This is a genomic window from Pedobacter sp. UYP24 (genome assembly GCF_054057295.1).
Genome location: NZ_JBSRZD010000003.1, coordinates 175,113 through 198,753 on the forward strand (window position 1 = coordinate 175,113; position 23,641 = coordinate 198,753).

The following is a 23,641-nucleotide window of genomic DNA, read 5'->3' on the forward strand; positions in this document are numbered from 1 at the left end:
TTTTGGGGTTTAAATGGAGTGATATATCCAGAATTATTCAGCTATCTTTATTGCTATTCTTTAATTCTTCATCGTACTTTTTTTTAAGAACTAAAAACATCATGGCTAAAATTGTCGATAAACAATATATTATAGCCATAGGCGCTTCTGCCGGAGGCCTCGAGGCAATCTCTTCCTTTTTTGACTATACACCACTTGATGCAGTTTCGTACATTTTAATACAGCACCTCTCTTCTGATTTCAAAAGCCAAATGGCGCATATCCTCAAGCAACATAGCAAATTGGAAATTATTGAGGCGGTGGAAAATATGGATATTAAGCCAAATACAGTATACCTGATTCCAAATTCTAAGTTTATGACTGTAGAAAATGGCCGACTCTTACTGTCTGATAAAAAAGAACAGTCTCGCCCATACATGACCATAGATTATTTTTTCACTTCTTTGGCTAAAGAGCGTGGTAATAAAGCCATAGGAATTATTCTCTCTGGTACTGGCAATGATGGATCTAGAGGTATTGAAGCTATTAAAAATGCGGGCGGACTTGTCCTGGTGCAGGATCCTGAAAGCTCAAAATATCAGGGCATGCCCATAGCTGCAATCGCTACAGAGTGCGCCGACCTGGTTCTTACTCCTGCAGGTATGCCGGAAGTGATTGAAACTTATGTTAGAGATGGGAAACTAGCATTACCCAACAGTCACCACGATAACCATATAACGGAAGAAGAGATTGAACAGATCTTCGACCTGATTAAAGGTAACCTTCCGCTTGATTTTTCTGAGTACAAAAGACCAACAATTATCAGAAGAATTACCAGGCGCATGTTGGGGCATGATTTTAACCGCTTTAGCAAATATTATACGTATATGAAGACCAATCCAATTGAAATTGGGTTGCTTGCAAATGACTTTTTGATTAGTGTAACTTCTTTTTTCCGTGATCCTAAGGCCTTTAAAATCATTGAAGAAAAAGTAATCCCGGAGATTATCAAAAACAATACAGAAGTATTAAAAATTTGGATAGCTGGTTGTGCCACCGGAGAGGAGGCTTACACTATGGCAATTTTAATTAAAGAGTATTTGGCCAAACACCCAAAAGATCTGGAGATAAAAATATTTGCCACAGACATCAGTAAAGCTGCTTTAGATATTGCATCGAAAGGAATCTATACCGACAAAATAGAAAAAGGAGTTTCCAGTGAACGACTGAATAAATTCTTTATCAAAGATGGCAATAAATATAAAGTGAAGCATGAACTGAGGAAGATGCTGATTTTTGCTCAACATGACCTGGTTAAAAATCCGCCCTATTGTAACATCGATCTGATCAGTTGCCGAAATCTACTGATCTATTTGAATGTGGTATCGCAGAAAAAAGCTTATGCTATGATGCATTTTGGCTTAAAAAAGGATGGCTATCTATTCCTCGGACCGAGTGAGAATTCTGGTGATCTAAAAGAAAATTTTGATGAGATAAGCAATAAGTGGAACATCTTTAAAAGTAACAAGGCTGGTCGTGCGGTAAGATTTGATGCTTTTTCATCTCAGGTAGTAGATGAGGTAAAAACTATTAAAAATGGAATGAGCAAAAAGGTCTTGTCGCCAGCCTCCAAATCTGCTTTAGGAGAACAGGTAGATTTCTTTTTTTATAAAGAATCTGGTCTGGCCGGACTATGCACTGATGAGAATCTGATGGTAGTCAAGTCATTCGGCGATATTAGCTCCTACTTGAAAAAAGAGATCTTTAATTTTAATTTGAATGAACTCCTGCCGGAAAACATTGCTATTCTGTTTAAATCTGCTGTCCATAAAGCTTTAATGCTTGATGAGAGAGTTTTACTCAATCAGATCAGCATCAAGAGTTCTCCGACTTCAAAAGAGCAGGTTGCTGATATTGTGATCAGCCCATTTTATGTAAATAATTCGGCAGAAAGGATGCTTATTATCTTGTTTAAGGAATCCCAGCTTAAACAATTAGACCAGAACGTTATTACCAACGCAGATATTAGCGAGATCACCAAAGAGCATCTGATTAGCCTGGAAATGGAAAATGCAGAATTAAAAGAGACCCTTGCCGTAGCAAATGAACGCATAGAGTCTTCCAGCGAAAACATGCAGTCTTTTAACGAAGAACTACAGTCTGCTAATGAAGAAATGCAATCGGCTAATGAAGAAATGCAAAGCACCAATGAAGAACTGCAATCTGTAAACGAAGAACTGCAGACCATTAACAAGGAGCATCAAATGACGATTGATGAATTGACAGATCTTAATGATGATTTGAATAATTATTTCCGCAGCAATACCAACGGACAGCTTTTTGTAGATCGGGAATTGCTACTCAAAAGATATTCTCCAGGAGCAATAAAGCATATCAATATCAGGGAAAGTGATATTGGTAGGCCGCTAAGTAATATTACCACCAACATTAAATTTGAAACGCTAATTGACGATATTAAAAAAGTGATATCGGAAGAAATAACCATAACTAAGGAAGCTGAAGCTATTGATGGTAAGATATACCAGGTGATGACTATGCCTTATTTGAAAAAAAACAGCAGTAGGCCAGATGGTGCAATCATCACATTTTATGACATATCCACCCTTAAAAAATTACTAGATGAGCTAGATATTAGCAATATTAGTTTGCATCACTCCATAAAAATCATGGAAGAGGGTAAAGAAAAAGTGAGCCAGTCGCTGATAAAAGAAAAGGAATTGGGTTTGATGAAAAGCCGCTTTGTTTCAATGGCATCACATGAATTCAGAACACCTTTAAGCACCATTCAATTATCGGCCTCCTTAATTGATAAGTATGCCATGCCTTACAACAATACCAAGATAGAAAACCACATTAACAAAATAAAGAGCTCTGTTGCGGACCTGACCGCGATACTTAATGACTTTTTATCTCTGGACAGATTGGAAGGCGGTAAAATTGAACAGGTAATGACTCAGTTTGACATCATTAAATTCTGTGAAAATATTACTGAGGAAATGCAGCTGACTGCAAAGCTTAATCAAAATATTATTTACTACCATAAGGGCAGCAGCCATAAAATTAAGCTTGATCAGTCCTTCTTAAAGAACTGTTTAATGAACCTAATCAGCAATGCCATCAAATATTCTGCGGAGGAAAGCCAGATAGAATTCAATTCAACCATAAAGGGCAAACTTTTAACGCTGGTGGTTAAGGATAATGGAATCGGGATTCCAGAAGAGGATCAAAAACACCTATTTGAGGCATTTTTTAGGGCACATAATACTGGGAATATCCAGGGGACAGGTTTGGGACTAAACATAGTAACCAGATACACCAGCCTTATGGGCGGCGAGATTAAATTTGAAAGTAAAATAAACAAAGGATCAACTTTTACACTAACTTTTCCAATTTAATGGCAATTCAAAATAAAAAGCAGACCCAAAATTGACTTGCCTGTATCATTACTGACGGATTAATATCAATATGCTGAAACAGTATACTAATAGCAATCGAAATGAAAAGTACCATACTCAAACTTATAATCAAAGACAACAATTCCTTCGCTATTTGTGGACTTAACTGTTAATGGATAGCCATCTTCGTTGTAGAGTTAAATTTGTTCCTCTTCCTACAAATCTTTTTTGTTAAATGTCTTTAACGAAATCATTAAGGGAACAATAATCCAGCAGCTTAAGCCTACGAATGAAATTAATACACCCACATTGGTTCCAAAAAATTCACGGAAAACTGCTCCTGTATATCCCATTAGCGCAGAAATATCCATTTGTAACAGTATTTGAATGCGACTAAGATCTATTGGGTTTAAGAAACTCATAAAAACCATAATCCTTTCCAGTGGGTAGTCCTGAAATTGAAACAGGAAGAACAATACCAATGCATCAAATATTAAAGAAAAATATAGCCACAACAATATAGACAGACCTATGCCCTTTGCTTTATCCCGAGTCTTACTTGCAGCCAGCATGGCAATACTAACAAACACCACAGTTAGGAAAAGACCTGTTGTTATCATCATTAGCCCGGTTGCATCAGCATGATAGATTAAGATTGGTATCCCTGCCCCTACAAAAAAAGCGAAGCATAGAGAAGAAGAAAGTCCAGCAAAAATACTTAGCCAGATTGTTTTTCTCTTTACCGGCTGACTAACAAGCAGCTCGATAAACTCCGAACTGTTATAGATATAAATGGTGGAGAAAATAATGCAGATTAAAGGGATAATGATCAAAATGATATTGAGTAAACTGACCAATCCTTTAGCAGAGTTATTTTCCAGGTTGAAGATACTTAACGATATTATCAGTAATAAAAATGTGTAGACAAGTACAATTTTATTCTGTACAATATCAAGAACTACATATTTGAATATTTTATGCATGATGGTTAGTCTTCATTATTTTTGTAATTGCATTAGATAGCTTTTCCTCTCCAGTCTCTTCTTTCAATGCAGCCAATTTTTTGTGGAAGATTAAATTACCATCCTGCATGTAAACAACTTCAGTAATCAGATCATCTAGCTCGCTTAATACATGGGAGGTGATAATGATCAGCTTTCCATTTTGCTTTTCCTTTAAAATTTTCTGCTTTAGCACTTCAGCTGCTAAAGGATCCAGGCCGGCTGTTGGCTCATCCAGGATCATCACATCTGGATTAAATAAGAAAGCAAGGGAGGCGCTTACTTTTTGTGTGGTACCTCCAGAAAGTGTGCGCATCTTTTTTTGAAGCATATTGTTCAAACCAAAGCTTTCAATAAGTTCCTCATCAAGTTTAATCTTATGGTCTTTTCTAATGTCTTTCATCATATTTATGACATTTGTTATCGTCATATTTTCTGGGTACCGACCAATTTGCGGCATGTAACCTAGTTTTTCACGATAAGACCATTTATTGGATATACTTTCTCCATTGAAATTAATAGTACCACTATCTGGAACCACCATTCCTAGTATGGATTTAATCAATGTAGTTTTGCCACTTCCGTTTGGGCCAAGCAACGCCACACATTCTCCTCTTGAAAAAGTTAGAGAAACTCCGTAAAGCGCGCGTAAGCTGCCAAAACGTTTAACAATATCTTCAGTTACGATCATAATGAAAGTCTTCTCATTAAAGGGGTTTTATCCTGTAAATTCTCCGGGGTAATACCGGGTAATATTTTTTCACTTTTATCCAGTAAGCTAACAATCAGACTTCTAAAAAGCATAAGGGCGGCTGGGTTACTTTCTATGATCATGGAATACATACTTACCGGGTGGTAGGGAACATCGCCAATGTTATCGTGACCGAGGTCATATCCTTCATATTTATCCCAATAATTCCCATTAAATGTATTTAGAACAAGGGAACCATTTGTGCCGATGTCGAAAGTATTACCCGTAAAATTATTCCTGGTAAAATCATTGTTATCGCAACTCGCCTGGATTTTAACTGCCCAGCCATTGTTGAAAAAAATGTTTTTATACAAATTAATACGACTGCAACCTTCCATATGCAGTGCTACTGTATTTTTTGTGAAGTGATTTCCTGATATATCACTATCGCTAATGTCTTTTAACAGAATACCATAAGCTGCATCTCCCCAGTTGTTGATAAAGAAATTATTATACATGCGGATATGATTCGTGTACATTACCGCTACTCCTGATTCATTCTCTTCAAATACATTTGCGATGTAGGTATCATGATGAGAAAACATAAAGTGTATTCCATATCTAATGTTTTTGGCACTAACGTTTCTCCAAACAAGTGAATTGGTGACAAACTCAAAGTAGATACCATCGCGATGCCCCTTAATTTTATTGCCTATAATAATCAGGCTATCACTTTTCCAGCAATTGATACCGTTGCCGCTTTGCACTTCACTTTTTCCGTAAGAAGTAATGGAGTTGTCCTTTATCGTGCAGTTTCTGCTATTTTGAACATAGATTCCGAAATTCGTATCGTCTAAAATATTGTTAATTGCCGATACCTTATAACTGTTATAAATCATAATGGCGCCAATATCTCTTATTTCCGATCGGCCACTATGTTGCAACTTAAATCCTTCAAAGGTAGCGTGACTAGCACTTATGGAGACTATTTCAAAACGATTCTCACCATCCAGAATAGGGAATCCAATTCCTTTTACTACAATGGGCTTCTTAATGATAATGTTTCTTTCTTTATAGATGCCATAATCTACCAATACCGTATCTCCTGCCCTTGCCGCATTGACAGCACTCTGTATCGTCTTGAAAGCTTTTGATTTACCTACAGTAAGCGTATTCCCGTTAGCAACTACAGCTGAAAATAATAAGCCTATAAAAATCGATAATTTACTCACTCGTTTTCTTTAATAGTTCTGGCCAGTTGATTTCTTCGCCTGTCGTTTTTGACAAAGTCTCATTCATTTTATTTCGATCACTGAAACCAGCAATGTTGCCGCCCATTGGTGAATGCAGATTATTACTTTTTAAAAGAATGACTTTAGAAGCTTCAATTAAGTTGTGTGGGTCATCAAAATTAACGAAGTAAATTTCCTTAGTAAGTTTATTATCAATAGTATTCGCCTTTATAAACCCCAGCAAACAGTGTACATCATCAAACTTATAAACCTTTCCCTTTTTGGTTAGTATTTCTGCACCGAAGTGACTATCTACTATACTCATTTTACAAAAGCTACAGGCATCTTTACCAATTTCTATCTTTTGCGGACCGGTAGAACAAGATGTTAAACTCACCATAAGGATGGTGAAAAACAGTATTAGATTACTTAACTTTTTCATAGCTAGGTTTTCTTTTTAATTCTACAACTACAGCAACCAACAATAACATTCCAACACCAATAAATATCCATCCCCCGGTATCCGGAATGGAATAGGCCCCAAAGTTTAGTAGTTTTTTATACCCAATTAGCGGTGGTTGGTAAGACATCCCAGGCACTATAATGGCAGCATCAGGATTTAGGTTGTGGCCGTAATTATACTCCCAACGCCAAAAATCTACCATTGCAATAACCCCAAATAAAACGAAGATGGTAAATAGGGCGTATAGCCATTTCTTCTTCTTCAAAAAAAATGCTACCGCAAGACTAAAAGCAGCAAAAAAACCGATAATATATGGCAATACTGTAAACTCCAGAAAATCTTCGGTATGCAAGGTCTTCATGCCAATATAGTGGTTAAGCCCATTTATGATGTCTACATTTCCAGCAAGTTTATGCGGGTACATCTTCATAATTAATCCTTCCGGATATTGTGGTGCACTCAATTCTATTTGCCACAAGGGAACAAACAGCACAATTAAAAGTAAGAGGCTACAGATAAATGCAATTGCCCTAGCTGTGATGTTTAGATTTTGAGAAGGAATACCGTGTTTCATTTGTTGGTTTATATAAAAAATGAGCGGAAGATAAAAGCTCCGCTCATTCTGAAATAACTATCTGTTTAATAAGGAATCTGGTGCATCTGAATTCTTGCCTAGACTAAATGAAATGGGAACTTTCGATCCTTTTGCAGATACCCTGACATATCCCTGCATTTCCTGGTGAAGCGCACTGCAAAAATCCGTACAGTATATAGGATAGATGCCTACTTTTTCTGGAATCCATTTTAAAGTGGAGGTTTCTCCTGGCATTACCAATAATTCTGAATTTTTAGCGCCCTTTACAGCAAAGCCGTGTGGAACGTCCCAATCCTGCTCCAGATTAGTTACATGGAAATAAACCTCATCGCCCATTTTTACTCCTTCAATATTATCTGGAGAGAAGTGTGAGCGCATTGCAGTTATGTAAACATGAATTTTATTGCCTTCACGAACTACCTTGGAGTTTTTCTCACCCATGGTAACATATGGATTTTTATTGTCTTCTAGTTTGAAGATTTTAACTGAATTTTTTACCAGCTTTTCTGCAGGAATTGCTTGTGCATAATGCGGCTCTCCAATGCTTGGATAGTCTGACAGCAATTTCATTTTGTCTCCGCTAATATCAAATAACTGAGCAGCTTGTGCTAGTTCGGGTCCGGTAGGTAAATACCTGTCTTTAGTGATTTTATTGTAAGCAATTAGGTATTTTCCATAAGGCTTCCTGGTATCTCCACCCGGAATACTTAAGTGTCCTGGAGAATAATAAGTAGGATGTCTGTCGAGAATTTTCAAATCTTTTATATTCCATTTTACAATTTCTGAGGAAATAAAGAAAGTGGTATAGGCATTTCCTTTTCCGTCAAACTCTGTATGCAAAGGGCCTAATCCTGGTTTTTTAACCTCACCGTACAACGCAGATTCATATTTTAGTACAGGAATGCCGCCATATTTACCATCGAAACTTTTATCAGCAATCGCCTTTTGAATCTTAGCGAATGAGAATACGGGGATTAATGCCGCAAGTTTACCACTACCTACAATGTATTCTCCGGAAGGATCTACATCTACTCCATGCGGAGATTTAGGACATGGTATCATATATACTACATCTGGAAAGTCCTTTACATCAAGAACTGTTACTTCATTTTCCATTGTAGAGGTAGCCGTATGTGTTGACTCATTGTACTTGTTGTGTGCATATTTTACAACTTGCTTTTTACCTTTACCTTGTTTTACGTATTCTTCTGCTTTTCTCCAGTTAACCGCAAGTATGTAATCTTTATCACGTTTGGATGCATTCACTTCCAATAAAGTATGCGCTTGCTCTGAATTATAGGTACTAAAGAAAAACCAGCCGCTACTCGGACCTTTACCGCTGTGGCTTAAATCGAAATTCATACCAGGCAGTAATAGTTGAAAGGCAATTTTCATATTACCATCCTTTGGCGCTACACTGATAAAACTAATGGTGCCTTTAAAATTTTGCTTGTAAGTACTAATCGGTACGTCGCCATTGTCGTTGTCCATTGGTACACTGAAACGGGTTCCCGCTACAACATACTCTGTATTTTCAGTGATAAAAGGTGAGGAATGATTTCCAGCACTATTTGGGATCTCAATAATTTCTGAAGTACGAAAGGTCTTAAGATCAATACGAGCAACACGGGGGGTGTTATTTGCATTGGCAAACAACCAACGTCCATCAGTTTCACCGTTGGTTTGTGATAAGTCCAAATGATGTTGATCGTCCCAAGGTATTTCGCCATGGGAGGTATTGAGCATCGGCTTAGTTTCTTCACTGTAACCCCAACCTTTTTCAGGATCTACAGAAAACACGGGTATAACCCGCAACAAACGTCCGGAAGGAATTCCATAAACGCTTACCTGCCCACTGAAACCGCCAGAAACGAAATTATACAATTCATCGTATTTTCCTGGAGCAACATAAACTCTTGAGGCAGCATCACCTTCAACTGCATCCCCCGTATTTTTAGGCTTACATCCAGCAATGCCCAATAGCAATGTGGCTGTGGATAAGAGTAAAAAAGAGTATATATATTTTTTCATGCTATTTTATTTAAAGAGTTTTAAATATTATTAAGAAAGCGGAGTTGTAGATTGTTGGCTATTTTAACCCATCGTTTTTACGCATAAACTCAACTAAAGATCTGGCATCCTCATCACTTAAATTTTGATTGGGCATCCGAACCATACAAAGCTCGAGCATCGCCTGCGCTTTTGGATCTTTATCAATCATCGTATCGGTATTGGTAATGAAATTCATGATCCATTCTGGTTTGTGACGACCAGTAACACCTTTCCAACCCGGACCCACTAATTTTTCGTCAGTCAATTTATGACAGGAAGTACATTTCAAATCGGCAATTTTTTCACCATTCATAGCCATTTTACCGTCTAATTTAGCTTCTAGCTTTATGTCATGAAATTTCCCTTCTCCACGATTGGGGTCATAAGCAGGTTTTGATTGATCACCGGATGCTGCTGCTGTTGAAGATGCATCTGAAGTGTTTGCATTATTGTCTTGATTGGATCCACCGCAGGCTGCGAGTATAAATGCAAGTGAACATATTATTGTCAATTTTCTCATAATAAAAGAGTTTGGTCTATTATGATACAATATTACCACTAGATAGGTAAGCAACTCATGATCTAAATCATATAGCTTGTTGATTTAGATCATAGAATATGGGTTGATTTGCTACATTTGTTTTGAAAATGAAGTATTTGATTATTCTATTCGGCAATTTAATACCAGGCATGTATGTAACCGCATTGATTAGTACAGGAAACCAATTAATCCCATCCCTGCCGTTAGAGGCGGTAGTCAGGGTAGAAGGCAAACAATACATTTTTGTAGTGGATGATGAAAAAGACATCAAGACTGGCATTTTCCGTTTTGTCAAGAAAGAGGTTAAAACAGGGATTTCAGAACTTGGCTATGTTCAGGTAACTCCTTTGGACAGTCTTAAAAAGAATGCAAAAGTAGTAACAAAGGGTGCTTTTTACCTTGAATCAAAGGGTGCAGCAGGCCAAGAGGAAGAATAGCATTAAATAAATATACCGAATAAGCCCCATCGATAATTCGAAAGGGCTTATTGGTATTATTTAATAAAATGTATTTACAACTAATCTTTAGCTTTTAAAGCATTATCGATACGGTCTGACAAATCATCCAAATGATACTTTGTTAATCCGGTAGCGCTGCCAGCAGCTATTTTTATGGAAGCTGACAACTCCTTTAGCTGACCTTTAACTACTGATATTACATCGCTTTGCGCAGGTGCTGCAATGGTAGACATGCCTCTTCCACCCTGAGTTGGTAAAGCATTTGCAACTGGATTAATGAGAGAAATTAACTTGTCCACATAATTCTTCTGAAGGTTACGGCGATAAACATCAATAGCAATGCTTGACTTCAATTCAGAAAAAATAGATGCATTCATATCTGTAAAGAAATCGGTAATCTTATAAGCAGATGCCCCATCGGCAGCTTCGGCTGTAATCAGTTTATTCAGTGTAGTATTACTTACCAATCTCCCGATAGTTGGAGCCTGAAGTCTTGATATAACCGTTGTTGGGTCTAGTCCTATATCATCAAGTATGGTCTTGTCCAGCAACCAAGTTGGCGTAGTAAACAATTGCTTATCAAGAAAGTCTATTGCCTCTCTTTGTTTTGCAGCAGGGTTACGCTGGTAAATGGTACCTGCCTGTTCAACAGTTTTAGGCGTTTCTAAAACCCCTGCAATGTTCTTTGCAACGTGCCCCATATAACGACCAAGCTGTGTAGTAAGTTGACCATACATTACCTCAAGGTTTTCGTAACCTTGGTTTTCTTCTTTTGTCCATTCAGGAAGTTTTACCAAAATTCTTTTTAAATTTTTGATTCCATAATTACTGGAAATCATGGCATTGTCTCCAAGATCCTCACTCTGTGAACGTGGATCATCGGGATTGGTTTCTGTTCCAAACCATAAGCGGTTATTTTTTAGTTTCTCCATGGTTAGCTTGTTTAAAACAGGCACTTCAGAAGTCGCCGTCTTTCCATCAAGCAATTTATAACCCCACTCAATAGCCCATAAATCATAATCTCCTATACGGGGATAGATCCCTTTTGGCTTAACATTATCCTCTGGCTGCGCAACATAATTAAAGCGTGCATAATCCATTATTGAAGGTGTATGTCCATTTGCTTCTACAAATGCCTTGTCGCGTAGTTTCTCTGAAGGAACTGTTGAGCTTGACCCATAATTGTGACGAAGTCCTAAGGTATGCCCCACTTCATGTGAGGATACGAAACGAATCAGATCGCCCATTAGCTCCGGACTAAAGTTCATTTTTCGTGCTCTTGGGTCTATAGCTGCAGCCTGGATCATGTACCAATCGTGCACCAGTTTCATCACATTGTGATACCAGTTGATATGACTTTCCATAATCTCACCACTACGAGGATCTGAAATGCTTGGTCCGCTGGCATTTGCAATCTCTGATGGTTTATAAACGATTGCCGAGTGGCGCGCATCATCCAAACTCCAGGTTGAATCTTCTTTCGCAGTAGGAGCCATCTTAGCCATGATCGCATTTTTAAATCCTGCTTTTTCAAAGGCCTTTTGCCAATCATTAACACCTGCCATTAAATAGGGAACCCATTCTTTTGGTGTTGCCGGGTCAATATAAAAAATGATAGGCTTAACAGGCTCTACCAGTTCACCTCTTTTGTATTTAGCCATATCAACAGCTTTAGGCTGCAAATTCCATCGTTTTACCATCTCCACCTCCTTAACCCCCTGCGGATTGGAATCAAAATCTGTATAACCGACAGTGAAATAACCTACCCTCGGATCAAAAAACCTAGGTTTCATAGGTACTTTAGGAAGGATAACCAGAGAAGCATTCAACTCTACTGTAGACGATCCGGATGGTGTGCCAGCCGGTGCGGCTGGGCCAAAAGGCGAGGGTGCTGCTGTAAGTGTATAGGTTTTAACAACATTGATTTCTACATTAGTAGGAAAACTCCTTACCCCTAAGATGTAGCTTCTGTCCGCTAACGGTGTACCTAATCTGAAATTCGCTTTTACAGCCGGGGAACCGAAATAGAAGATATCGTTGTCGCTATTGATAAATTCTGTCATATCAATAACGCTTCCTTTTTTATCTGGAGAATAAGCTGCAATGTTAAATGCCGCAGCTATTGCCTGGATGTTTGAGCGTTGCAAATTATTATACATGGCCGTGGTACTATCCGGACCATAAGTTCTGTAAGAAATTTTACGCATAAATATGCGATTAGATGGACCCTTTTCAAAACGGATTACTGTACCTCCAATCTGATCACCGGCGTAGCCAGATGCAGAACGAACTTCGGCACCTGCCTTTGAAATACGACTAACCACCAAAATATCCCTGCCAAGGGTTGAATCTGCAATCTCAAAAAAGAATTTATCATCCAGCTTATGGACAGTGATCATTCCTTTGTGGGTTATCGCTTTATCAGTAATTACCTGTTCGTAAGGCTTAGGCTGTGCTTTTGAAGCACCAGGAAAACCCGGACCGCCAGTCTTTTTCGTCGTATCACTAACAATTGGAATAGTTGTTGGCTTGGCTGGCTTAGTCTGGGAATTAGCAACAGACACCGTTGCTACCCCCAATAAGGTTAACAAAAGAAATTTTTTCATGAATAAGTTTGTGTAAGTGTGGTAAAGATAAAAACTGCAAGCTAATTTGGCTAAGTTACCTTATAACTTTACAGTTACATTAATGCAACATTTTAAACATTAATTCTTTTAATAGCTCACCATCTGTGGTATTACCTGTACTATCTACTCCTTTGCTTTTAAGGTCATATTCTCTCAAAAGACTGATAATATCGAACGTTTTGTTGAGGTTATAGCTTCTGGAAGCTACTTCAAAATCTTTCACAAAAAATGGGTTAACACCCAATTCTTTAGCTGCATCGCCTTTATTAGGCAGATAGTGGTATTTAAGTACTTTTGAAAAATAGGCATTTAGATTGGCCATTACCATTACCATAGGATTGGCTTTGGGATTATCAGCAAAATAATTTACTATTTGATTGCACTTTAACACGTTTCTTGCAGCAAGCGCTTTTTGAAGTTCAAAAACATTATACTCCTTACTGATGCCAATATTTTTTTGAACCAGATCTATATCAATCGCCGTCTCCTTATTAATATTGAGCATGAGTTTTTCCAACTCATTTGAAATTTTGGAAAGGTCTGTACCCAGGTATTCTGCCATCAGTGCGGCAGCCTGGGGAGCTATTTTATATCCTTTATCTTTTACCAGGTCTTCTATCCAACCTGCAAGTTTGTAATCTCTAACCAACTCTGATTGAAACACTACTCCGCTCTTGTCAATCGCTTTGTATATTTTCTTACGCTTATCAAAGTTTGCATATTTATAGCCCAGTACCAGAATGGTTGTTGGCATCGGCTTTTCAAAGTAGTTAAGTACAAATTCTGCTTCCTTGCTACTACCTTCTGTTTCTTTAGCCCATTTCAAATCCTGTGCTTCTTTTACGATAATCAGCTGAAAATCGGACATCATTGGATAACGCTTAGCAGCATTCATAATGGTAGCCATATCTGTATCTTTACCATAGAGTACTGTTTGGTTAAAGCCCTTTTCCATATCACTCAGTACATTCGCTTCCATGTAATGAATGATCTGATCTATGTAATAAGGTTCCTCTCCATGAAGCAGGTAAACAGGCTTAAGCTTTCGGGATTTTATGTCTCTGATGATATCTGCAGCACTCATATAATTCTTCAAACTTAGATAAAATTTTTCCCTATTTTTACAAAAATGTCATTTATACCCACCCCGTTAAATTTACCTGAATATCCTTTCAAACTGACTTTTAAGGAAGGTAAAAACTATATTTTGGATGAGATAAGAAAGAAACACCTCGTGTTGACACCAGAAGAATGGGTTAGACAGCACTTTATCCAATACTTGATTTTACACAAAAAATTCCCAAAAGGTCTGATACAAATAGAAGGCGGACTGAGTCTTAACCAATTACAGAAACGCACAGATATTGTGATATTTAATAATATCGGTGAAAGAATAATGGTTATAGAATGTAAAGCGCCATCCATTAAGATCAACCAATCGGTGTTTGATCAGGCATCACGCTATAACTCTATACATAAGACGAAGTGGTTAGTTGTAACCAATGGAATGATGCATTGCTACGCACAGATCGACCACATTACGCAAAACTTTGGCTTTGTAAAAGAATTACCGGAATACAGACTACTATAAACTTGAATTAGTCCAAAACTTGCAAACTCTCTTCAATAATTTTGATCTTACTTTCCGCATCGGCCTTCTTATTGCGCTCGTTCTGAATAATTTCAGGTTTTGCATTTTGTACAAACCGTTCGTTGCTAAGTTTAACCTCTACAGATTTCAAAAAGCCCTGCAAATAGATCAGATCAGCATTCAGTCGTGCCCGTTCTGCATCAACATCTATAGCCTCGTTTAAGTGAATAAAGAACTCATCGTTACCTACAAGGAAAGTGACGGCTCCTGGAATTTTCTCGTTAACGAATTCAACCTCACTGATATTTGCCAGTTTAAAAACAATGTTTAACCATTTTTCATATTCCAAAGATGAGTTCAATTTAATGGCAAGTGGCAAAGATTCTTTTAAAGGTATCTGTTTGGTATTTCTAATACTCCTGATCTCTGCAACCAAGCCTTTGATCACTTCAACTTCTTTAAGCAATTTTGCGTCTGTAGCTCCAGAAATTGGGTACTTGGCCACTATACAGCAGTCCATTTCATCTGTATGCCCAAACAGCTCATCATGCCATAGCTCTTCTGTTAAAAATGGCATAAAAGGATGTAATAAGGTTATTATTTTCTCAAAGAAACCAGTAGTAATCTTTATGGTCTCTGCATCAATTGGGCGCTGATAATCTGGCTTCACCATTTCCAGGTACCATGCGCAGAAATCATCCCAAACCAGTTTATAACAAGCCATTAAAGCTTCTGATAAACGGTATTGCTTAAAGTTATCTTCAATCTCGGCCAATGCCTCATTAAATCTATTTTCAAACCAAAGGATAGCCTGCTTATTAGGGTTTTCTAAATTATCATCAACCTCCCAGCCCTTTACCAGCCTGAATGCATTCCAAATCTTATTGGCAAAATTCCTTCCTTGTTCGCAATAGCTTTCGTCAAACATCAAGTCGTTGCCCGCTGGCGAGCAAAGCAACATGCCCACCCTAACACCATCTGCACCATATTTTTCTATCAATCCAATTGGATCTGGTGAGTTTCCAAGAGATTTAGACATTTTGCGACCTAATTTGTCCCTAACAATACCCGTTAAGTAAACATTGGTAAAAGGCTTCTGACCTCTAAACTCATGGCCAGCCATAATCATCCTTGCCACCCAGAAAAATAAGATCTCAGGAGCTGTTACTAAATCATTGGTAGGGTAATAATAATTGATGTCTTTATTGTCTGGGTTTTTGAACCCATCGAATACAGAGATTGGCCATAACCATGAGGAGAACCAGGTATCCATAACATCTGGGTCCTGGTATATATGTTTTAACTGATTACTAATAGTTTCGTCACTATAACCTAGAATGCTTTTGTAATGATTTGTAAATAAAATCTCTGCCTCTTCTCGCGTTTTTGCTATCTCCACATGCTGAGCACTTACTTTTAAAGCATCTTTACTAGAAGCATTAGTATCAGTTCCCCACAAAATATCATGAGGTCCATACCAAGCTGGAATTTGTTGTCCCCACCACAACTGTCTGCTGATATTCCAGTCTCGCACGTTCTCCATCCAATGGCGATAGGTATTCACGAATTTCTCTGGAATAAGCTTTACATCTCCATTTAAAACATCTTCTAACGCAGGTTTGGCCATCTCATCCATTTTGCAAAACCACTGCAGAGAAAGCTTAGGTTCAATGGCAGCATCTGTGCGTTCTGAAAAACCAACCTGAGATTTGTAGTCTTCTACTTTGTCTAAATGACCGGCTTCATCCAGCAAAACCGCTATCTTTTTTCTGGCCGCAAAACGATCTTCACCTACCAATATTATAGCCAGCTCATTTAGCGTACCGTCATCATTCAGTATATCAATTACCGGCAACTTATGTTTAACACCAAGTTCATAATCATTAAGATCGTGAGCCGGAGTTACCTTTAAACAGCCTGTACCAAAATCCATGGTCACGTAATCATCTTCAATAACAGGAATCTCCCTGTTAATCAACGGAACAAAAACAGTTTTGCCTTTAAGATATAAATAACGCTCGTCATTAGGATTAACACAAATGGCAGCATCGGCCATGATCGTTTCCGGCCTAGTAGTAGCGATGGTTAAAAAATCATTGCTTCCAGCTACCAGGTATTTTATATAATAGAGTTTTTGATTGACTTCTTTTCTAATTACTTCTTCATCAGAAACTGCAGTTTTACCTGCCGGATCCCAATTCACCATTCTTACACCCCGATAAATCCTTCCCTTTTTATAAAGATGAATAAAGGTATCAATAACGGCATCAGAAAGATCATCTTCCATGGTAAAGCGCGTCCGTTCCCAGTCGCAGCTGGCACCAAGCTTCTTTAACTGATCCAGGATGATGCCCCCATATTTCTCTTTCCATTCCCATGCATATTTAAGAAACTCTTCCCTGGTCAGGTCTTTTTTACTAATACCTCTTTCCTTAAGCATGGCAACTACCTTTGCTTCTGTAGCAATGGAAGCATGGTCTGTACCAGGCACCCAACACGCATTTTTACCTTGCATCCTTGCCCTTCGTATCAGTACATCCTGAATCGTATTATTGAGCATGTGACCCATATGCAACACACCCGTAACGTTAGGAGGAGGAATTACAATGGTGTAAGGTTCGCGTTCATCCGGTTCAGAATGAAAAAAGTTTTTAGCCATCCAGTAGCTGTACCATTTGTCTTCAGTTGCTGCTGGATTATATTTAGTAGAAATGCTCATGTTTTATGTATCGTAAACGACTTTACCACGGATAACTGATGATTGTCTTTTAGCTATACAATCAGTGTTTCCATGCCACAAATTTAAGTTTTCTTGTTTATAAAAAGAATTAGTAGCAATATTAACTTTGCACCGTGAAAAATTTCCTGATAGGTGTTGTTTTTGCCATGTTATGGGCTTCTGCTTCTGTAGCCACAAAATTCGGTATCCAATATTCTCCACCACTTATTCTTGCCAATACACGGTTCTTCATTGCCGGAATACTACTGCTAGGTTATGGCTATACGTTTAAGAAAGACGTAAGCTACCGATTGCCAAGAGGAAAGGAGTGGCTTCAAATCACCATTTTTGGCGCACTGAATACCAGCATCTATCTTGGGCTTTATGTTTATGCCATGAAATACACCGCTGCCGGTATTGGCAGCTTATCTACATCTACCAACCCTTTATTAATCGTCTTATTTTCTTCCTGGATTATAGGCAGAAAACCCTCAAAGGAAGAAATATGGAGTATTTTAATAGGAATGCTGGGCATTTTCTTGGCAAGCTATCCCTTATTAAAAAATAATGGCACCACATTAACCGGTTTATTACTGCTCTCATTGAGTATGATCTCCGTTTCTTTTGCAAGCGTTTACTATGCAAGATTAAAATTATCGCTCCCCAATATTCTTATCAATGGATGGCAGGTAACAATTGGAGGCATTTTACTGCTCCCTCTTACGATTTCATTTGGAGAATTCTCTGCAGTAAACTTAAATGCCACTCTTATATTTTCAATTTTATGGCTCAGCCTCGCAGTTTCAATAATGGGGTTAATCTGCTGGTTTTATTTACTAAAAATTGATACCGTGAAAGCCTCCTTATATCTCTTTCTATGTCCATTTTTTGGTTTCTTTTACGCTTGGTGGTTACTTGATGAACCCATAACTTCTTACACCATTGGTGGAACATTCTTTGTTATTTTTGGCCTATACCTTGGCCAGCGGAACAAATTCAAATCAATTACCAAAACATAGAATGGGATTGGCTTCCATCTATTTATGTTTCAATAGGTAATATTTTGAATATAAAACAGCACAGGTAAATGTATTAGCTACTTTTGCTCCATATTAAAGCTGATCTAATTTCAATACTAACTTATGATTATGATTAAATTAAAACGTTGCTTTGCAGCTTTAGGCATTTTAGCCGCAAGCTATACTGCCAATGCACAGGTTCCTACCAAATTAATTGATCCCGCAAATATGGATCTTTCGGTCAAACCAGGTGATGACTTTTATAATTATGCCAGTGGAACTTGGGTTAAAAATAATCCAGTACCAGCTAAGGAAACCCGATGGGGAACCTTCAATTCATTAAGAGACTTTAACATCATTGCAGTAAAAAGCATTGTTGAGGATGCAGCTGCCGACAAAACTGCTGGGACAGGTTCTGTGAAAAAACGTGTTGGAGATTTTTATGCGTCTGCAATGGATAGCACCACTATTGAAAAATTGGGATATAATCCAATTAAGGCTGATCTGGCAAAGGTAAAACAGATTAAAACCATTCAAAATATTTTAGATCAGGTTGCCGATATGCGTACTTCAGGTATCGCAGGCCCCATGTTTGGTTTTAGCGTTGGTCAGGATAGGAAGAACGTTTCTAAGTATGTTACTCAATTAAGTCAGGGTGGAACAACATTGCCAGATCGCGACTATTATTTAAACAAAGATACCAGAAGCATAAAAATAAGAGAAGCATACAATACTTATCTCAATACACTATTCACTTTAACAGGTACTTTACCTGCTGATGCGCAGAAAAAGGCTACAACTGTAATGGCTATAGAGAAACAACTTGCGCAGGCAAGCACGTCTCGATTAGAAATGCGTGATCAATATAAAACATACAACAAATTTACGGTAGGTGATTTCAGTAAAACCACGCCAAACATCAACTGGGCAAAACTATTTACTAAATTTAAGGTATCTGGACAGGATACCGTGCTGGTTTCTGCGCCTAAATTCTTTGTGAGCCTGGATGGCATGCTTAAATCCGTATCTATTAGTGATTGGAAAACTTATCTGGAATGGAACATCCTTAAAGGCTCTGCATCAAACCTTAGCTCAGCATTTGTAAAAGCCAGTTTTGCTTTTAGTCAGGCGCAGAGCGGACAAAAAGTAGAAACACCCAGGTGGCAAAGAATGTCTCAGTTAACAGATGGAACAATTGGCGAATTATTGGGACAACTTTATGTAGCTAAATATTTTAAGCCCGAAGCCAAAGCCCGCATGGCTGAGTTAATAGACAACCTTAGAAAAGCTTTTGAAATAAGAATTAAGAATCTGGACTGGATGAGTGAGGCCACTAAGGAAAAAGCGTTAGCTAAACTTCATGCTTTTGTACCTAAAATTGGCTACCCTGATAAATGGAGAAATTATGATGGATTAGCAATTAGCAGGACTGGATATTTCCAAAACCTGAGAAATGCTGGTGTATGGGGATACAATGAAATGATTGGCCAATTAGGTAAACCAGTAGACAGAACACGCTTTGGCATGACGCCGCCTACAGTAAATGCTTATTATAGCCCAACCATGAATGAAATTGTTTTTCCTGCCGGAATTCTGCAGTTTCCGTTCTTTGATCCTAAAGCAGATGACGCGGTTAACTATGGTGGCATCGGCGCTGTAATTGGGCATGAAATGTCCCACGGTTTTGATGATCAGGGCAGCCAGTATGATAAAGAAGGAAATCTTCGCAACTGGTGGACTGACGAGGATAAAGCTAAGTTTGACGCAAAGACTAAAGCACTTGGAAACCAATTTGACACCTACACTGTTTTGGATACTGTTCATGTAAATGGAAAGTTAACTATGGGGGAGAATATTGGCGACTTAGGTGGGTTAAATGTAGCTTATACTGCATTTAAAATGACCAAACAAGGTCAGGAAAACGAAGTTATAGACGGTTTTACACCAGATCAGCGTTTCTTTCTTTCATGGGCGCAGGTTTGGAGAGGCAATATATTACCAGAAACAGCTGCACAATTCATAAAAACTGACCCGCATTCACCTGGTCCTTATAGAACAATTGGTGCTCCTGTAAACATGGATGCTTGGTATAAGGCATTTGATGTTAAACCAGGAGATAAATTATACAAGAAGCCAGAAGACAGAATAAGGATGTGGTAAAAAGCCTGCCTGCCCTGTAAATTTACTTCGTAATTATAGACACTGGGCCTAGCAATCCCGATTTGAATAAAGGAGAGTTCTTGGAGTAATGTTTAAATGTTGTGAAAGTATATCTTTTACTTGGCCTTGGAAGTCCTTTGCTTAGCCATTCCGGCCACTGACCATTCGTTATTCCATCATCGGGTAAAAATTCATCACCAATGAGTCTGTTAGGCCAAAGGTTAGCTATTTCTATTTCCAGCACATTCCCAGTGGCTTTTACAGCATTGCTGATGTCAACCTGCCAGGGGGACGTCCACACTACGCCTAAATCTTTTCCATTTAGCTTTACTTTTGCCATATTTTTTACTTCCCCCAAGTCCAAATAGAGCTTTTCGCCTGGATTTGTAACTGCCGATAGATCAAATTGCTTTTTATAAAACGCAATCCCAGAATAGTATTTTATTCCATTGTTTTCATTGGCCGACCAATCGGTTAATTCTTTAAAAGTTGTCTCTTTTGGTCCGCCCCATTTTGGATCAAAGCTTACCTGCCAAGGACCTTCCAGAACGGTTTTAGATTTTGAGACCGCAAAATAATTCTCATGTGCAAAATTCACCTTCGGAACAACGGCCTCTATCCTATCTTTCGAAAATACGACAAAGAAACTTTGATAAGGCTCAAAGTTTAAGCTAATTTCAGCAGACCCGGCTCCAACTACTGATACTGTCAGGTTGCTAATTTTTCCCGTTGTAGCGTCAAAAAACACAGGCTTGCCTTTTACATAATCCCTAAACTTAGCTTTTGTACTTACCAATTTATCTGTACGGTTGGAAACGAAATAAATGTCCCATTTAGTGGAAGACCTATGCGTATAACGAATTGGTCCATCTGATTCAAAATCAGGTGCAACTTGCAAGTCTTTTAATATCTTCGAAGTCAGTTCATATTCCGGGTATAAATAATCTAATTTTGTCTCCAATTCTGTACCCCATATTACCTTTCCTTTGCCAAATTCCTTTGTAGTTTGATTCGCGGGAACTATTTCCCCTCCCCAAATTGCATTCGCCATAGTTTTTATTGTATCGTCAACTGCCGGATAGCCTGCCAGGCCGGGCGATTGGGTAGGAGGAGAACCCACTACGACAGCACCTTCTGCTATCAAACCCCTTATTTTCTCCAATAATTTTGGTGTTATTGTTTTCACCGCTGGCAGTACCAATATCTTATAAGAAGCACCCCCTGGAAATACAATGCGACCATCTTTTACAGTGGCTTTGTAAAGCTGTGATGGTGCGCAGCCATCAAAATTATAACCCTTCCTGTCTGGCATTACCCCATTTTCCATAATTAATGCAGAAAGCGGAGGTTTAAAAACATGTGGAGAGCCCTCCGGGGTTAAATATAAAAGATCTGCTACAGTATTTCCCTGTTGCAAAAGGTATTGCGAACGCGAAAGATAGTCATGGTATGCTCCTACCATTGGCCACCAGGTCTGATTCCTATTCCATTGAACACCATAAGGGCCCATCGTCATCCCAGGCTTTAATGAATCAGCCAGTATCTGATTTTGAAAGGTGTGAAATACGAAGCGGTTAATCCCAGCAGCAAAAGCCCAGTCGCCCTGATTCTTCATTGATGCAGGATGTTGCTTCCAACCTTCATTATCTTGTGCGGTAAACGCTTCGGCCGGCACCTCAGATACACCGTTTACATGCGCAATTGAAGTGGCTTCAATACAACTAAAGGCAGCATTAAATCCATATCCCGCACTCCAGAATTCCGCCATAGGCACATCAGCAACTGCCCCCAATTCCAGATCCGAATTTGGGTTCATATCATACGGCTCTATGGATAAACCCATCCCATTTTTATGGGCATATTCTTTTACATAACCGGCATGGTTTTCCAGAATTAGTTCTTGAGAGGTTTGTCGCAAGTCCCACAAAAATCGCTCACTAACCTCGGTGCTTTCTACTATACTTCCGTTGTAAACAGGGTAAAATAGTAAAGGATCATATCCACGCCTGCGCGTAAATTCCTCCCTAAAACGACTGGTCCAGTTTTGTGAGCCCATCTCCCAGCTATCCATATGCAGCATTTTCAACCCACCCACACTATTTTTATAATTCTTTTTAAGTTTATTCAGTAGTACACCAGTATAGTGATCCAGATGGTCTTTTATCGCCAGCGTATCAAACTTATCTGCCTCGAATCCTAGTCCGGGAACTGGTGCCGGTCTGGTTATCGCGCCATTGTTCCGCTTTCCAAACCTAACTACGTTCCATTTACCTGCAGGAACTTTCCAGTCCAATTCTCCATTGGCTTTTAATTTACCAGTCAGATCTATAATATCTTTTTTATGGATCACTAATTCCGGTGAAATATTTTTATAAGCGGTTGTATATGGTAAATATGGTTTTACACCAGGGGCAGAAGAGTAAGGCGCGCGGTAATACAATGCTTTCTCTCCGATATCATCGATACGGGGAAGCTTAGACTGATCAGCTATATCTGCAACTGGATAGGCCAATACGGCTACATCCTCATAATAATTATTCCATTCCTTTTTTAACTCTTCTGTAAATGCACCTTCACCAAAATATGGCGCCATTGGTTTAGGAACGGGCAAAATGATTTTTGCATTCGCAGCTCCATCAACAATAGTGGTAGTGGAGACCAGATGTAGCATAGATTCTGCTGGTTTAACCCAGGGGCCTCCGCTACCAGTCCAACCCGGACCAATACCCAGTGTCATTGCGATATTCAACCGCTCACACTCCTTAACCGCATGGGTAAACATTTCCTGCCATTCCTCGCTTAAAAAATCTACTTTACCTCTTGGGATTCCAACATTGACTTCAAGAAACACAAGACTTCCAATGCCAACTTTTTTCATAGATTCCAAGTCTGCAGTCATTGAAGCTTTGGTCATATTACCATCCATAAAATACCAATACACGCCAGGCTTTGCAGATGGGGGCGGTTTTAAAAAACCATTTACCAAACTCGAAGATGCAGGATCAACAGTAACCTTCTGGCTACAGCTTGGCAGAAAATATAATCCTGCGATCAGCAGAAGGCTAAGTACCTTAACATTCTTCATCTTAATTTCTCT

16 protein-coding genes are annotated in these 23,641 nt (G+C 38.6%); 5 read left to right on the forward strand and 11 right to left on the reverse strand.

The features are described 5' to 3' along the window. Positions 1 to 101: 101 nt before the first annotated feature. Positions 102 to 3,395 (forward strand): chemotaxis protein CheB, encoded by a 3,294-nt coding sequence (locus ACVWYN_RS09065; protein ID WP_457288529.1) that lies wholly within the window; start codon positions 102 to 104, stop codon positions 3,393 to 3,395. A 215-nt stretch (positions 3,396 to 3,610) separates the two neighbouring features. Here the strand turns inward: ACVWYN_RS09065 and ACVWYN_RS09070 are convergent, their stop codons facing one another. Genes ACVWYN_RS09070 through ACVWYN_RS09100 form a run of 7 tightly spaced genes read right to left on the reverse strand, consistent with a single transcriptional unit; the run spans position 3,611 to position 9,949 of the window. Further along, entirely contained in the window at positions 3,611 to 4,378 is a 768-nt protein-coding gene (locus ACVWYN_RS09070; protein ID WP_457288530.1) for an ABC transporter permease subunit, read from the reverse strand. Beyond that, entirely contained in the window at positions 4,371 to 5,087 is a 717-nt protein-coding gene (locus ACVWYN_RS09075) for an ABC transporter ATP-binding protein (protein WP_457288531.1), read from the reverse strand. Before ACVWYN_RS09075 ends, ACVWYN_RS09070 begins: the two co-directional genes overlap by 8 nt. Continuing rightward, positions 5,084 to 6,319: a nitrous oxide reductase family maturation protein NosD gene (gene nosD, locus ACVWYN_RS09080; RefSeq protein WP_457288532.1), complete on the reverse strand. Its 1,236-nt coding sequence runs from the start codon at positions 6,317 to 6,319 to the stop codon at positions 5,084 to 5,086. The genes ACVWYN_RS09075 and nosD overlap by 4 nt, the downstream gene beginning before the upstream one ends. Then, positions 6,312 to 6,761: a nitrous oxide reductase accessory protein NosL gene (locus ACVWYN_RS09085; protein WP_457288533.1), complete on the reverse strand. Its 450-nt coding sequence runs from the start codon at positions 6,759 to 6,761 to the stop codon at positions 6,312 to 6,314. Before ACVWYN_RS09085 ends, nosD begins: the two co-directional genes overlap by 8 nt. Continuing rightward, a complete protein-coding gene (locus ACVWYN_RS09090) occupies positions 6,745 to 7,356 on the reverse strand; it encodes a hypothetical protein (protein WP_457288534.1) in 612 nt (203 codons plus the stop codon). The genes ACVWYN_RS09085 and ACVWYN_RS09090 overlap by 17 nt, the downstream gene beginning before the upstream one ends. Before the next feature lie 57 nt (positions 7,357 to 7,413). Further along, positions 7,414 to 9,408 (reverse strand): Sec-dependent nitrous-oxide reductase, encoded by a 1,995-nt coding sequence (gene nosZ / locus ACVWYN_RS09095; RefSeq protein WP_457288535.1) that lies wholly within the window; start codon positions 9,406 to 9,408, stop codon positions 7,414 to 7,416. 58 nt (positions 9,409 to 9,466) lie between these two features. Beyond that, positions 9,467 to 9,949: a c-type cytochrome gene (locus tag ACVWYN_RS09100; RefSeq protein ID WP_457288536.1), complete on the reverse strand. Its 483-nt coding sequence runs from the start codon at positions 9,947 to 9,949 to the stop codon at positions 9,467 to 9,469. 128 nt (positions 9,950 to 10,077) lie between these two features. Between ACVWYN_RS09100 and ACVWYN_RS09105 the strand changes: the two genes are divergently transcribed. Then, on the forward strand, positions 10,078 to 10,407 hold the full coding sequence (locus tag ACVWYN_RS09105; protein WP_457288537.1) for a hypothetical protein: 330 nt from the start codon (positions 10,078 to 10,080) through the stop codon (positions 10,405 to 10,407). 80 nt (positions 10,408 to 10,487) lie between these two features. Here ACVWYN_RS09105 and ACVWYN_RS09110 read toward each other — a convergent pair whose 3' ends face one another. Together ACVWYN_RS09110 and holA are read right to left on the reverse strand one after the other, a co-directional pair. Beyond that, positions 10,488 to 13,034 (reverse strand): zinc-dependent metalloprotease, encoded by a 2,547-nt coding sequence (locus ACVWYN_RS09110; protein WP_457288538.1) that lies wholly within the window; start codon positions 13,032 to 13,034, stop codon positions 10,488 to 10,490. A gap of 79 nt (positions 13,035 to 13,113) precedes the next feature. Continuing rightward, entirely contained in the window at positions 13,114 to 14,139 is a 1,026-nt protein-coding gene (gene holA / locus ACVWYN_RS09115; protein WP_457288539.1) for a DNA polymerase III subunit delta, read from the reverse strand. 45 nt (positions 14,140 to 14,184) lie between these two features. On the opposite strand from holA, the gene ACVWYN_RS09120 reads away from it, so the two are divergent. Continuing rightward, the gene (locus ACVWYN_RS09120; protein WP_457288540.1) at positions 14,185 to 14,646 is read left to right on the forward strand and encodes a type I restriction enzyme HsdR N-terminal domain-containing protein; all 462 of its coding nucleotides are present in this window, start codon (positions 14,185 to 14,187) and stop codon (positions 14,644 to 14,646) included. A 7-nt stretch (positions 14,647 to 14,653) separates the two neighbouring features. Here ACVWYN_RS09120 and ACVWYN_RS09125 read toward each other — a convergent pair whose 3' ends face one another. Further along, entirely contained in the window at positions 14,654 to 17,365 is a 2,712-nt protein-coding gene (locus tag ACVWYN_RS09125) for a valine--tRNA ligase (RefSeq protein WP_457288541.1), read from the reverse strand. Between the two features lie 134 nt (positions 17,366 to 17,499). Here ACVWYN_RS09125 and ACVWYN_RS09130 point away from each other — a divergent pair, with 134 nt between their 5' ends. Further along, positions 17,500 to 18,384 (forward strand): DMT family transporter, encoded by an 885-nt coding sequence (locus ACVWYN_RS09130; protein WP_457288542.1) that lies wholly within the window; start codon positions 17,500 to 17,502, stop codon positions 18,382 to 18,384. Positions 18,385 to 18,513: 129 nt separating this feature from the next. After that, the gene (locus tag ACVWYN_RS09135) at positions 18,514 to 20,544 is read left to right on the forward strand and encodes a M13 family metallopeptidase (RefSeq protein ID WP_457288543.1); all 2,031 of its coding nucleotides are present in this window, start codon (positions 18,514 to 18,516) and stop codon (positions 20,542 to 20,544) included. A gap of 22 nt (positions 20,545 to 20,566) precedes the next feature. On the opposite strand, the gene ACVWYN_RS09140 is transcribed toward ACVWYN_RS09135, so the two are convergent. Continuing rightward, positions 20,567 to 23,629, reverse strand: coding sequence for a glycosyl hydrolase (locus tag ACVWYN_RS09140; RefSeq protein WP_457288544.1), 3,063 nt, complete (start codon positions 23,627 to 23,629; stop codon positions 20,567 to 20,569). Between the last annotated feature and the right edge of the window lie 12 nt (positions 23,630 to 23,641).

Coding starts and splice junctions, on each gene's coding strand:
- ACVWYN_RS09065 (WP_457288529.1), top strand. CDS start 102: ATGGCTAAAATTGTCGATAAACAATATATTATAGCCATAGGCGCTTCT.
- ACVWYN_RS09070 (WP_457288530.1), bottom strand. CDS start 4,378: ATGCATAAAATATTCAAATATGTAGTTCTTGATATTGTACAGAATAAA.
- ACVWYN_RS09075 (WP_457288531.1), bottom strand. CDS start 5,087: ATGATCGTAACTGAAGATATTGTTAAACGTTTTGGCAGCTTACGCGCG.
- ACVWYN_RS09085 (WP_457288533.1), bottom strand. CDS start 6,761: ATGAAAAAGTTAAGTAATCTAATACTGTTTTTCACCATCCTTATGGTG.
- ACVWYN_RS09090 (WP_457288534.1), bottom strand. CDS start 7,356: ATGAAACACGGTATTCCTTCTCAAAATCTAAACATCACAGCTAGGGCA.
- nosZ (WP_457288535.1), bottom strand. CDS start 9,408: ATGAAAAAATATATATACTCTTTTTTACTCTTATCCACAGCCACATTG.
- ACVWYN_RS09100 (WP_457288536.1), bottom strand. CDS start 9,949: ATGAGAAAATTGACAATAATATGTTCACTTGCATTTATACTCGCAGCC.
- ACVWYN_RS09105 (WP_457288537.1), top strand. CDS start 10,078: ATGAAGTATTTGATTATTCTATTCGGCAATTTAATACCAGGCATGTAT.
- ACVWYN_RS09110 (WP_457288538.1), bottom strand. CDS start 13,034: ATGAAAAAATTTCTTTTGTTAACCTTATTGGGGGTAGCAACGGTGTCT.
- holA (WP_457288539.1), bottom strand. CDS start 14,139: ATGAGTGCTGCAGATATCATCAGAGACATAAAATCCCGAAAGCTTAAG.
- ACVWYN_RS09120 (WP_457288540.1), top strand. CDS start 14,185: ATGTCATTTATACCCACCCCGTTAAATTTACCTGAATATCCTTTCAAA.
- ACVWYN_RS09125 (WP_457288541.1), bottom strand. CDS start 17,365: ATGAGCATTTCTACTAAATATAATCCAGCAGCAACTGAAGACAAATGG.
- ACVWYN_RS09135 (WP_457288543.1), top strand. CDS start 18,514: ATGATTAAATTAAAACGTTGCTTTGCAGCTTTAGGCATTTTAGCCGCA.
- ACVWYN_RS09140 (WP_457288544.1), bottom strand. CDS start 23,629: ATGAAGAATGTTAAGGTACTTAGCCTTCTGCTGATCGCAGGATTATAT.